Source organism: Paenilisteria riparia FSL S10-1204, assembly GCF_000525995.1.
GTDB classification, from domain to species: domain Bacteria; phylum Bacillota; class Bacilli; order Lactobacillales; family Listeriaceae; genus Listeria_A; species Listeria_A riparia.
In genome coordinates this window covers 103,413-115,940 of the sequence record NZ_AODL01000004.1, presented here as the reverse complement: position 1 = coordinate 115,940, position 12,528 = coordinate 103,413, and the positions used below count along the sequence as shown (strand labels likewise).

General features: G+C 39.2%; 11 protein-coding genes and 1 pseudogene. 3 read left to right on the top strand and 9 right to left on the bottom strand.

Features of this window, described 5'->3' with window-relative positions; all coding sequences use genetic code 11:
• Positions 1–4: 4 nt before the first annotated feature.
• The 3 genes from PRIP_RS02590 to pyrH all read right to left on the bottom strand — a co-directional run bounded on the left by PRIP_RS02590 (position 5) and on the right by pyrH (position 2,255).
• Positions 5–763, bottom strand: a complete 759-nt coding sequence (locus PRIP_RS02590; protein WP_036099290.1) for an isoprenyl transferase — start codon at positions 761–763, stop codon at positions 5–7.
• A 204-nt stretch (positions 764–967) separates the two neighbouring features.
• Positions 968–1,525, bottom strand: coding sequence for a ribosome recycling factor (gene frr, locus PRIP_RS02585; protein WP_036099288.1), 558 nt, complete (start codon positions 1,523–1,525; stop codon positions 968–970).
• 1 nt (position 1,526) lies between these two features.
• On the bottom strand, positions 1,527–2,255 hold the full coding sequence (pyrH, locus tag PRIP_RS02580; RefSeq protein WP_036099287.1) for a UMP kinase: 729 nt from the start codon (positions 2,253–2,255) through the stop codon (positions 1,527–1,529).
• A gap of 203 nt (positions 2,256–2,458) precedes the next feature.
• Between pyrH and PRIP_RS02575 the strand changes: the two genes are divergently transcribed.
• From PRIP_RS02575 to PRIP_RS02565, 3 genes are all read left to right on the top strand, one after another.
• Complete coding sequence (locus tag PRIP_RS02575) at positions 2,459–4,243, top strand: glycerophosphoryl diester phosphodiesterase membrane domain-containing protein (RefSeq protein ID WP_036099285.1); 1,785 nt, start codon at positions 2,459–2,461, stop codon at positions 4,241–4,243.
• Between the two features lie 232 nt (positions 4,244–4,475).
• Complete coding sequence (locus PRIP_RS18165; RefSeq protein WP_206538180.1) at positions 4,476–5,186, top strand: sunset domain-containing protein; 711 nt, start codon at positions 4,476–4,478, stop codon at positions 5,184–5,186.
• 215 nt (positions 5,187–5,401) lie between these two features.
• On the top strand, positions 5,402–6,697 hold the full coding sequence (locus tag PRIP_RS02565; RefSeq protein ID WP_036099283.1) for an arsenic transporter: 1,296 nt from the start codon (positions 5,402–5,404) through the stop codon (positions 6,695–6,697).
• Positions 6,698–7,157: 460 nt separating this feature from the next.
• Here PRIP_RS02565 and PRIP_RS02560 read toward each other — a convergent pair whose 3' ends face one another.
• The 6 genes and pseudogenes from PRIP_RS02560 to rpsB form a co-directional block, all read right to left on the bottom strand.
• On the bottom strand, positions 7,158–7,481 hold the full coding sequence (locus PRIP_RS02560) for an Imm59 family immunity protein (protein WP_036099281.1): 324 nt from the start codon (positions 7,479–7,481) through the stop codon (positions 7,158–7,160).
• Positions 7,482–8,151: 670 nt separating this feature from the next.
• Positions 8,152–8,469 (bottom strand): hypothetical protein, encoded by a 318-nt coding sequence (locus PRIP_RS02550; RefSeq protein WP_036099279.1) that lies wholly within the window; start codon positions 8,467–8,469, stop codon positions 8,152–8,154.
• An 11-nt stretch (positions 8,470–8,480) separates the two neighbouring features.
• The gene (locus tag PRIP_RS16085) at positions 8,481–9,875 is read right to left on the bottom strand and encodes a hypothetical protein (protein WP_052008685.1); all 1,395 of its coding nucleotides are present in this window, start codon (positions 9,873–9,875) and stop codon (positions 8,481–8,483) included.
• Positions 9,875–10,165, bottom strand: a complete 291-nt coding sequence (locus PRIP_RS02540) for a hypothetical protein (RefSeq protein ID WP_036099277.1) — start codon at positions 10,163–10,165, stop codon at positions 9,875–9,877. The genes PRIP_RS16085 and PRIP_RS02540 overlap by 1 nt, the downstream gene beginning before the upstream one ends.
• Before the next feature lie 558 nt (positions 10,166–10,723).
• A pseudogene (gene tsf / locus PRIP_RS02530) lies at positions 10,724–11,609 on the bottom strand (translation elongation factor Ts).
• A gap of 78 nt (positions 11,610–11,687) precedes the next feature.
• Positions 11,688–12,449, bottom strand: coding sequence for a 30S ribosomal protein S2 (gene rpsB / locus PRIP_RS02525; protein ID WP_036099274.1), 762 nt, complete (start codon positions 12,447–12,449; stop codon positions 11,688–11,690).
• Between the last annotated feature and the right edge of the window lie 79 nt (positions 12,450–12,528).

Genomic DNA, 12,528 nt, shown 5'->3' with positions numbered 1-12,528 from the left:
CTCCCTATAGACCTCCGAAGCGTCTCGAACGATTCTGATACTCCACAATCGCCTGCTTAAAATCCTCTTCCGAAAAATCAGGCCAGTGTGTTTGTGTAAAATAAAACTCGCTATACGCAAGTTGCCATAGCATGAAATTACTAAGTCGCAATTCACCACTCGTACGGATTAGCAAATCAGGGTCGCTTAAATTAGCACTCATCAAATGTTTGGCTAACCGTTCTTCTGTTAAATCTTCTGGACTAAAGCCTTCTTCTAAGAGTTCTCGCATCGCAACTTGTGTCGCCGTCACAATTTCTGCCCGAGATCCATAATTAAGTGCAAAATTAAGCACAAGTCCCGTATTATTCTTCGTTGCTTCAATCGCACGCTCTACCGCGTCTAACGTATGTTTCGGTAATTCTTCTTTGTAGCCCATCACATTCACACGTACATTTTCTTCCATCAATTCCGGAATAAATGTATCGAAAAACTCACCTGGTAACTTCATCAAAAAATCGACTTCATCTTCCGGTCGCTTCCAGTTTTCCGTTGAAAAAGCGTATAACGTCAATATATTAATGCCTAGCGAATTGGCATAACGCGTCATCCGTTTCACGACTTGCATACCCTCTCGATGCCCTGCGACACGCGGTAAAAACCGTTTCTTCGCCCATCTACCGTTCCCATCCATAATAATAGCAATGTGGCTTGGCAAAGGCAGCTCCGCTGAAATTTCACTATTCATCGCATTCTCATCTTGACGAAAAATTTTCTTAAACATGTTCTTTCCTCCAATAGAATTGCCAAGAGTCGGCACGCCTACACCTATAATAACAAAAATAACAGAAATTATGTACTATTAATTGTTGAAACTAGATTAGAAATTAATGTGAAGCTCGATGATTTACAATTGGAGGGAGGCATCCCCTTCCTAAAAGAAAATGCCTCCCCGCAAAAAAATTCATTTGATTTAACTTGGGATTTCCTAAACTTCCATGACTTCCGCTTCTTTGTCTTTCGCGATTTCATCAATCTTTTTGATGCTAGTGTCTGTCAGTTTTTGAACTTCTTCTGTGAAATTACGCAAATCGTCTTCTGTAATGTCGCCCGATTTCTCTAACTTTTTCAAGTCATCATTTGCATCGCGACGCACGTTACGAACAGCTACTTTTGCATCTTCTGCTTCTTTTTTCACTTCTTTTACAAGTTCTTTCCGACGTTCTTCTGTTAATTGTGGAATCGCGATACGAACCACTTCACCGTCGTTGTTTGGCATAATGCCAAGATCTGCTTTTAAGATCGCTTTTTCGATATCGGCTAATGCTGTTTTATCGTAAGGCGAAATCATTAACAGGCGTGCTTCTGGAACGCTTACCGCTGCTAATTGGTTGATTGGCGTTGGTGCGCCATAATAATCTACGGATACACGGTCAAGTAATGACGCGTTGGCACGGCCAGCACGAATTGATCCTAATTGGTGTTGTAACGCTTGTTCTGATTTTGCCATTTTCTCTTTTGCTTGTGCTAATACTTCTTTACTCATGTTACTTCCTCCCTCTTACTGTTGTCCCGATTTTCTCGCCAAGAATCACGCGTTTGATATTGTTTTCTTTCTCTTCAAACGAAAAGACGACTAGCGGGATATCATTGTCCATACTTAATGATGATGCTGTAGAATCCATGACTTGTAAATCATCTTTAATTACATCTAGGTAAGACAGCTCGTCATATTTCACAGCTGTATCATCTAATTTCGGGTCGGCGCTGTATACACCATCCACATTGTTTTTCGCCATCAAGATAACTTCTGCTTCAATTTCTGCTGCACGGAGCGCTGCGGTTGTATCTGTAGAGAAATACGGATTACCCGTTCCAGCCGCAAAAATCACCACACGGCCTTTCTCTAAATGACGAATCGCTTTGCGACGAATATATGGCTCGGCAATTTGACGCATATCGATGGACGTTTGCACACGCGTTGCTACACCAACACTTTCCAATGAATCTTGAAGCGACAAAGAGTTCATCACTGTTGCAAGCATGCCCATATAATCCGCTGCGGCACGGTCCATTCCCATTTCGCTTCCAAGCTTACCTCGCCAAATATTGCCACCACCGACAACTATAGCAACCTCCACACCAAGTTCTACTACTTCTTTGACTTGCTGTGAGATGGAGTTCACGACACGCGGGTTAATCCCAAACCCTTCTGTTCCTGCTAAAGCCTCACCACTAAGTTTCAATACTACTCGTTTATATTCTGGGGTATCCATATTGACCTCCATCTACTATCTATTTGGCTCGTTCCTAAACTCTAAGAACAATTCCATCATATTCTATAATAACTAAAAAAAACCCTTAAGCAAAAGCATTTTCGTATAAAATTCTAAAATAATATTTCCTGCATACGTTTTGTACTACTATTTGCTTCCAAACTATCGTATAATAAATGACAGAAATAAGGGGGAGAAATTTTATGAATTCAATCAAAATTCTACAAACATTAAGGACTTCTTTGTTTTATACCCGTTTTAACTCGTGGTATTACATAAAATTCGTATTTATTTTACAAGCCGCTATTCTGTTTCTCGCTTTTCCGTTCTTGGCACTGTTTTTCCAGTTCATGACGGCATCGCTTGGCTATGATAGTATTACAGATCAGAATATTTTGGAATTTTTGCGAAATCCATTGGGGCTACTTTTTGCGCTGATATTTGCCTTGTTCGCGCTGTTTTTTATTTATCTTGAATTGTCTGTGTTAATTCTCGTTGCGTACTATCACCAACAGCAGATTCCGTTTACGATTCGTGAGATTTTACGAAAAATTGTGCGGCAGTCGAAATATTTATTGTCGTATCAATTCGTCTTTTTTCTATTATACTTTGCGCTAATTGTTCCGCTTGCAGGTATGGGGCTTCATTCGGAATTGACGGACGGGATTTATATTCCAAATTTCATTGTAAATGAGTTGTTGAAGTCGATGTCTGGCGCGATTTTGTACTTTAGTTTTATCATTGTTGTGATTTATATAAATATCCGGCTATTGTTCGCCTTGCCTGTTTTTTTAACGGGAAAATATACGATTTTCCAAGCGATTAAGCGTAGCTGGGTGATTACAAGATGGCAAACATGGCGGATTATCATGATTTTTGTCTTAATATCGCTGGTTGCTACGGCATTCGTTTTTATCGCGATTTTCATCTTTTTAATGCCAACGATTGTGACGGAGCAATTATGGAGCTCTGCTGCGCCGATTGTGGCTGGGATTTCATTAACATTGAGTCAGATTTTCTTTATTGTCGCGTTTACTATTATGCCGATTTACATTGCGCACACCGTTATGTATATGTTTTTAACACGCGAAAATGATATTTTAAAACCGATGCGTCACAAAGAGAAACGGAAGCATCGTAAATCGTTTTATATCGCGATTGCTGTTGGTATCATTGCTTTGGTGACCGCTAACGGGGTTTATTTGAATGAGGTGACATATAGCGATAATACACAAATCATTGCCCACCGAGGCTTGAAGAGCGCTGGTGTAGAGAACTCGTTAGAATCGCTTCATGGCGCTGCAAAAATTGGTGTTGATTTTGTCGAAATGGACGTTTTGGAGACGAAAGATCATCAATTTGTCGTTTTTCATGATACGAATTTGCGGCGATTGGCGGGAATTAATCGCAATGTGCGTGATATGACATTGGCGGAACTGGAGCAAGTGACGATTCGTCAAGATGGCTTTACATCAAAGATTCCGTCTCTTGACTCATATATTGAACATGCGAAAAAATGGCAAGTTAATTTGAACATCGAGATAAAGACGCATGGTGGTGAATCAAAAGATTTCCTAGAGAATTTCGTGAAAACGATACAGAAGCATCACGTGGAGGCCGATTATATTTATCAATCGTTGGATCGTTCGATTGTAGAGAAATTGAAAGAGAAACATCCGCTAATGCGCGTTGGTTTTATTGTACCGCTTAACTTCGGGAATCTCGTGAATGTGGATGCTGATTTTATCGTGATTGAGGAGTTTTCTTACAGTTCTAGCATGCAAGAACAGGCGCGAGCGCGAAATATGGACCTGCTTGTGTGGACGATTACAACACCTGAGGCGGCACGGAAGTATATGCTGGCTGGCGTTGATGGCATTATTACTGAAATTCCAGAGCAAGCGATGAAAGTACAAGATGATTTGCGAAACGATCAAGCTGTTAGTACAAAACTTGCGGATGCGATTGATTTGCTGACAAATAACTAAAAAATAGGCAAGCGGTAATTTAGAATATTACTGCCTGCCTATTTTTTAGATCGCGATTTTAATATTTATTTCCAAGTTTATATAGCTTTATTCTCCAAAATAATCTAAAATAAACCTGTATGCGCTTTATCATACAAAAAAATAAAGGGAGAGAATAAAACAATGAAACCAGCACAAAAAAGTACTTAAAAAAGGGAATTTACTTCTAATTATCTTGATGCTATTCATCTCAATGACTTCGTTTCATCAGCCAGCACAAGCCGCAGAGCCACTAACAGTAGGCGTTTTGGCGGGAAGTGATGTAGAGGGAAACAATGTGAATATTCATGTTCAGACTAACCTGCCGAACAAAATGAAATTTTTCGCTACGATTACTGGCCCGAACGGTTATAACGAAGAAATAAAGCTGAAAGTAAAGAAGGACGGGAAACTTAAGAAGACCATCGGAGAACTAGATAAAGGCAGTTACGAGATTAAATTCCAATCCTATCAACCAAAAAAACAAACCGATAGCATGCGCAAAATTATCGGCAAAAAAGGCGGCAACCTAGAAGGCGATCTCGTTAACAAGAAGAAAGTGATTAAGTTTACAGAAACAATCAATATCACAACTCCTTCCGAGAAAGAACTACAAAAAGCCACCGCAGCAAAACAGGCACGTATTGATGCTGAAAATGCCGAAAAAGAGCGTGTTGCAAAAGAAGAGCAAGCCGCTAAAGAAAAAGAAGCTGCTGAGCAAAAAGCGAATGAAGAAAAAGAACGCGAGCAACAAGAAGCTCAGGATTCAGCTCCTGCCCAAGAACAAGGACAGATCAAAGGAAGCTATAGCGGTATTTATCATGTTCCTGGCAGCACATATTACGACCGAACAACGAACGTAAAAGAATGGTTCAATACTGTAGCCGAGGCTGAAGCCGCTGGTTATCGCGCTCCAAAACGATAAGAATGACTTGAAAGCTTTCTTTAATGTCTAACTTATGATGTGGAAATCATTTGTTGGCGTTTTAGAAAGCTTTTATGGGCATTATACCTGTTCCAATCGTAATGCTTGACGCATGAGGAACAGCAGTTTATATTTATACATAGATTCTTATCTATATGATGTCACCTAGTAAGAAACTATTAGCAGTTTTAGCTGCACGAATAAAGGGGTTTACGATGCAAATTACGCTAACTATTTTCGTTTTTATAATCACGCTTATTTTTGTTATCTGGCAGCCAAAGAATTTATCCATCGGTTGGTCCGCTTGCGGTGGTGCGGCGCTCGCGTTACTACTCGGAATCGTCACTTTTGCGGATGTTATTACCGTTACAGGCATCGTTTGGAACGCGACACTCGCATTTATCGCAATCATCATTATTTCGCTTGTCCTTGATGAAATTGGCTTTTTTGAATGGGCGGCTTTACATATGGCACGACTCGCCAAAGGAAACGGAATTTTGATGTTCGTGCTAGTTTCTGTTTTAGGAGCTTTGGTCGCGGCCTTCTTCGCAAATGATGGCGCGGCGCTTATTTTGACACCGATTGTTTTGGCAATGGTACGCGCGCTCAAGTTTGATGAGAAGAAAGTATTTCCTTTCATTATCGCCAGCGGATTCATCGCGGATACGACGTCTTTACCGCTCGTTGTCAGTAACTTGGTGAACATTGTTTCGGCGGATTTTTTCGGAATTTCATTTTCACAATATGCGCTAATGATGTGGATTCCCAACCTGTTTTCGCTAATTGCTAGCATCGTTGTCCTGTATATTTACTTCCGCAAAGCCTTGCCAAAACGGTATGAAATAGCTGAATTAGCCGCGCCTGCCTCCGCTCTTAAAGATGTAAAAATGTTTCGAATCTCTTGGGGAGTCTTGATTGTGCTTGTCACGGGCTACTTTTTGAGCAGTTTCTTGGATATTCCTGTCTCCTTTATTGCCCTGTTAGTCGCTGGTATCTTCTTGTTTTTAGCTAAAAGAAGCCATGCTGTTCGCGCCAAATCCATTGTGAAAGCCGCGCCTTGGAGTATTGTATTTTTCTCGATTGGGATGTATATCGTTGTGTACGGCCTTCAAAACGTTGGCATTACAAAACTATTGGCGGAAGCTGTAGAGCATATTGCGAGTTATGGCTTGTTCGCCGGTACAATTGGGATGGGCTTTATTGCCGCGATTTTATCTTCCGTTATGAATAATTTGCCAACAGTGATGATTAATGCGCTAGCTATCGACCACACGTCGTTTACTGGAGTGATGAAAGAAGCGCTTGTTTACGCAAATGTCATAGGATCAGATTTAGGTCCAAAGATCACACCGATTGGGTCTTTGGCTACGCTGTTATGGCTACATATTTTAGCACAGAAAAACGTGAAGATAAGTTGGGGTATGTATTTTAAAATCGGGATTGTAATTACGATTCCAGTTTTGTTTGTGACGTTGGTTGGATTGTATTTGTCTTTGGTGATTTGGAATTGATACTATTTATATGACAAAAAACCGCTAGACTTGGTGAATGGCGGTTTTTTGTGTGTTACTTTTATTTCTTAACTTGGTTAGTAAAAATATCATATTAGGCTACTGTCTTTTCAACAAAGCTACTCCTACGAAACTAGTATGTCCCATATCTCCTGTTTCAATTCTCCGAGTGGTTTATTTACTATAGAACGCGTTTCAAAATCATTATCCCAGAAATGAAATTCTGCCAATCCTGACTTTCCAGGAGACATGCTTTTATGCATTCGGAAAAACCTGTTTTATCATAACATCTTCTGATTCATTCGCTGTATCTAAGTAAATTAGTATTTCTTTAATTGTACGTATCTGAGTACTCATTTCTACTGGCCCATACTTCTCTAAAATCCTTAACAATTCGAGATACATTTCCTTTAATCTTGCTGTTTTACTGTCAATAAAACTTACTCCTTATCTTAGTCACTTAATTATCCCATAACGGGCAGGGATATTCAGGCGGCTCATTAGCTTGTACGTGTTCACGATTACTTAAAACTGTGAGTAGTATTTTATACATAAATTCTTTATATGCTTTCCAAAAATCTTCGAATTCACTCTTTCCAGAAACTGACGCACGTTCGCCAGTCGTGTAAACTTCAAATTTTCCATTCGTATACTCAATCCTAACCTGATATTCATCCCGATGATTTTCTTCCCCGGCAAAAAGTGAATACCTTAATGCTGAGTACCCCAATAAGTTAATGTCATGCTGAATCATTTCTTTATATTCTTCAATTTTTGATTCCATCTCATTTTATCTCCTTTAAAATACCTAATTTTTCATACCAGTCTACAACTGTTACAAGTTGTATTTGATTTCCTCCGCCTGCTCCAAATACTTCTGCTACTTTTCCTTGCTGTGGATTAGCTAAAAGAATTGCCTCTGCTTCAATCCTCCAGCATACGGACCACCCTGAAACCCAACAGGTCCTTCGTATATTGTCGTTCCAGCAGGAATTCTAATTTCATAGACGGTATTAATTGGAGACACACCTTCTAATTCTCCTGTTTTAGGATTGATCTCACAGCACTATCAATCCGAACGTTTACAACTGATGTAGGTGGCTCACTGGTGAACCGTTGTCCCAGTGGTTCATCGGCTTTTCCACCTCTATAAAATATCGTATCTTCTTGCAACACTCTGGTATTATATCTACCACCATAGAAATTTTTATTAGGGTAGTCATTAATTTTAGACAGTGGCCCAGGATTCATGCTATTAAACTCATAACTCGCAATATCATCATATTTAGAAATAATTCGGCTAGCGCCATTCACATCTTTTACACGGCCAAAATCAATAAGTCCTTTGGTTATTCCGAATGTACTCGCGAATAATAATGTGTTGTAGTGCCTAAGTCGATTTGAAATAAGAAAAGACTGTAGAAAACAGCCTACAGCCTTCTAAAAACAACAAACTATACTCTATATTTCTTCAAAATTGCCCAGATATCATCTCGAACTGTATCCAGTGGCTTGTTTAATTGTATCCTTGTTTGAAAGTCATTATCCCATATAAAAAATTCAGATAGCCCACCTCTTGGTGAATATAGCTGTTTATGCTTGGATGCAACATATTCCATCTTAGAACTAGATGTTTCTTCACTATCTTTTAAGCAACTTAAAATAGCTTCAATTATCCTTATTTGTGGAACAAACCTTTCATAACCGTTTTTTTTTACGATTTTTAAAAGCTCAGAAAACAATTTTTCCAATTTTTCTAGCTCTTGATCCATTTTCATACCTCCTATTTTAGTGGATTTTCACTAATAACTACTACATTTTCAAGCTCCCATGGCCTTTGTATATATACTTGAAAATTATCCATGCCACCCAGATAATGGCCTCCTTGATACCCAACAGGCCCTTCATAAATTGTAGTTCCCTTAGGTATCTTAACTTCATACACAGCACTAATTTTAGAGGTTCCTGTCAAATTGCCATCTACAGGGTCAATCCAATGATATTTAACGGCACTGTCTATCCTAACTTTTGCAACAGAAGCAGGCGGAGCGGTTGTATACCACTCTCCAAGGCTATTAAATTCTTTTCCTGGTGTAGTTAGTCCCCCTTTTTCTCCACCTCGATATAGAATAGTATCTTCTTCAAGTATTTTTATATTATATCTGCCACCATAAAAATTAGTATTAGGTGGATCATCGAATTTTGATAACGGCCCCGGGTTCATGCTATTAAACTCATAACTCGCAATATCATCATACTTAGAGATAATTCGATTAGCCCCGTTCACATCTTTTATCCGGCCAAACTCAATCAGACCTTTTGTGATGCCAAATGCACTTGCAAGTAGCATTGTGCTGCTTGCTAAGCCGTAGGCATCTCCTTTTTTATAAGGCTCTAAATAACTTGCTACAACGCCATTCCATAACATCCCCAGAGTTCCTGATGGATCACTTCGCAGGTTTTTCATCAACATTGCCATACTTTCCAAATGATTTTCTGGATGTCTCAAACTATCAAGTGCACTCTTTCCAAAACCGAAAATAGAGTCTCTTGTAGAAGCACCAATTTGACGCACTTTATTTTGATCGTATTGGCGATAATCTTTCTCGATTCCAGAAGCGTGTGCGCGATCCATTTCCATCAACCGACGCATATCTAGGATAATTCGGTGCATCGCTTCACCTTCGTTTTGCTGTAATTGCGTTAATTTCTGCCGTAAGTAATCATCTAAATCTTCCATTAAGCCTTGGTTATGACGCATAACCCATAATTCGTCGGGGTCGTCTGGAATCATTCCAATACTCGGCTGTGGGACACGGAACACGTCGCTTTTCGCCTCATCTAGGATATCACGTTGCATTTCAGCTGCCTTTTGAAGTCCGCGAGCATCAATTAACATGTCCTGATTACGATAGGTTGGGCTATCAATCGATTTCAAATCATTTACATACTTCTCCAAATACGTATATAGTTTTGTCACCGTACCTTGTTGGCGTGAAATATCGTCTCGATGAGCGCCAAATTCCATCGTCAATGCATCTGCTAATTTTCCTTGTTGCTTGGCAATTGTATTTTGCACGTTGACCAATACACCATCCAATGTCTCTAAACTGGTCTTCATTTTGTGCAAGGATTTTAGCACATCCTCTAGTTCTCCCATATTGATTTTAAAATCCATTACCCCTTGCCCCCTAACTTCGCATCCGTTTCAATAAATGCTTGTACCGCTAGTTGGCTATCCACAAAAGCTTGTTTTAATTTCGTAAACTGGTCTGCTCTGATTTCCGACACTAAACCTTCCTTCACTTCAATGTAACGTGTCATGAAGTCCGGTGAAACTTGCTTATTCAATTTATCCATCGTGTGTTCAATCTTGGTGGCTTCTGCTTTAAAATCCGCTACAGCCTGTTCACCCTTTTTTAATTGTTTCAAAACCCAAGCTGTGTCTATATCGATTTGCGTTGCCATGATTATATCTCCCTCCGTAAAGCATTTTCTGTTTGCTCACAGTGGGAAATCATGTCTTTGGCTTCCGCTTCTATTTGATTCAGCCTATGTATCATTTTTTCCTCTACCTCGTGATTTTCATCCTGCATCCCGTTTTTCCTACTCCTGATCCCGTCAACAATACTCTCTAAACTATGCTTTCTAGCAGATATCGCATGCCGGACTTGTTCATAATGTGGCATAGGACACTTCCTCTCATGTTAGTATCTTCCAAAATGTATTATAGCAAATCTAGAAAAAATAAAAAAAGTCCCGAACATTAATCTTGCTATATGTCCTCTAAATAACAACTAATTTCTTAAATTGTATTTATTTTATAAGCGATGGAAAATCATTGAATATTCAAAACAACAGAAGGTAGTGAATTATTAATTGAAACCATGTAAAAAATATCGCAAAAAATAGTTTACTAGAAAACATAATTTCATTATTGAAAAACCCTAATATGTGACTTTGCAAAAAGATAAAACCGCTATTCAATGCGAATAGCGGTTCATCCAAAATCACTTAAAACGTGTTTTATTTCTTAACTTGATTCATTACTTCCTCAACAAAGTTATCTTCTTTCTTCTCAAGACCTTCTCCAACTTCAAAACGTACAAACGATTTGATTGTAGCGCCTTTTTCTTTGACGAATTGGCCTACAGTTACGTCTGGGTTTTTAACGAATGGTTGGTCTTCAAGGCTGATTTCGCTTAGGTATTTTGTTAAGCGGCCTTCTACCATTTTCTCAACGATATTGGCTGGTTTGCCTTCGTTAAGTGCTTGTTCTGTTAGGATTTTTCTTTCGTGGTCGATTTCGTCTTGAGAAACGTCTGCACGAGAGATATATTTAGGGTTGATTGCTGCAACATGCATTGCAACGTCTTTAGCAACAGCGTCGTCCGTTGTACCTTCAAGAACAACTAATACACCGATACGTCCGCCCATGTGGATGTATTCGCCGAATGCGTGATCTGCTACTTTTTCTTTGATTTCGAAACGACGTAGTGAGATTTTTTCTCCGATTGTTTGGATCGCTTCGTTGATGTAGTCTTGTAAAACTTGACCGTTTGGCATTTCTGTTTTAAGCGCTGCATCCAAGTCAGTTGGACGAACAGTCAATAATTGGTTAGAAATGTCTTGAACTAATTGAATGAACTTGTCATTTTTAGCTACGAAGTCAGTTTCTGCATTGATTTCAAGTACGATTGCGTGTTTGTCATTGCTGACAACGCTTGTCATACCTTCTGTAGCGATACGATCGGATTTCTTAGCAGCTTTCGCAATACCTTTTTCGCGTAGGTAGTCGATTGCTAAATCCATATCTCCATCTACTTCTACTAATGCTTTTTTACAATCCATCATACCAGCACCAGTTTTTTTCGCGTAGTTCTTTTACCATTTGAGCTGTAACGTTAGCCATTTTACAATTCCTCCTAAAAATAAAATCTTTCAAAAAAGGTGATAAGAGAGTGTCACTTATCACCTTGTGAGTTTAAAATTACGCTTCTGTTGTAGTTTCTTCAGTAGCAGCTACTGTTTCTTCTACTTTTACTTCTTCAACTGGAACTTCTTGCTCTTCACCTTGGTTTACTTCGATGATAGCGTCAGCCATTCTAGCAGTCAAAAGTTTAACAGCACGGATTGCGTCGTCGTTTGCAGGGATTACGTAATCAATTTCATCTGGATCACAGTTTGTATCAACAATACCGATGATTGGGATGTGTAGTTTACGAGCTTCTGCGACAGCAATACGCTCTTTACGAGGGTCAACGATGAACAATGCATCTGGAAGACCTTTCATATCTTTAATTCCACCTAGGAATCTTTCTAATTTCTCTTGCTCTTTCTTAAGAAGAACTACTTCTTTCTTAGGAAGAACTTCGAAAGTACCGTCTTCTTCCATTTTTTCGATTTTCTTAAGGTGTTTAATACGTTTTTGGATTGTTTCAAAGTTTGTCAAAGTTCCACCTAACCAACGATGGTTAACGAAATATTGACCTGAACGAATCGCTTCATCACGAACGGAATCTTGCGCTTGTTTCTTAGTTCCTACAAAAAGGATTGTTCCACCGTCAGCAGATACTTCTTTCATAAAATTGAAAGCTTCGTCTACTTTCTTAACAGTTTTTTGTAAATCGATAATGTAGATACCATTTCTTTCTGTGAAGATGTATTTCTTCATTTTTGGGTTCCAACGGCGCGTTTGGTGACCGAAGTGAACACCAGCTTCTAACAATTGTTTCATTGAAATAACAGGCATGTTATTCCCTCCTATGGTTTTATTTTTGCGGATCATTCCGCCCTCCGCATGTATCAACCAGACAAAGACTCGCAAATGC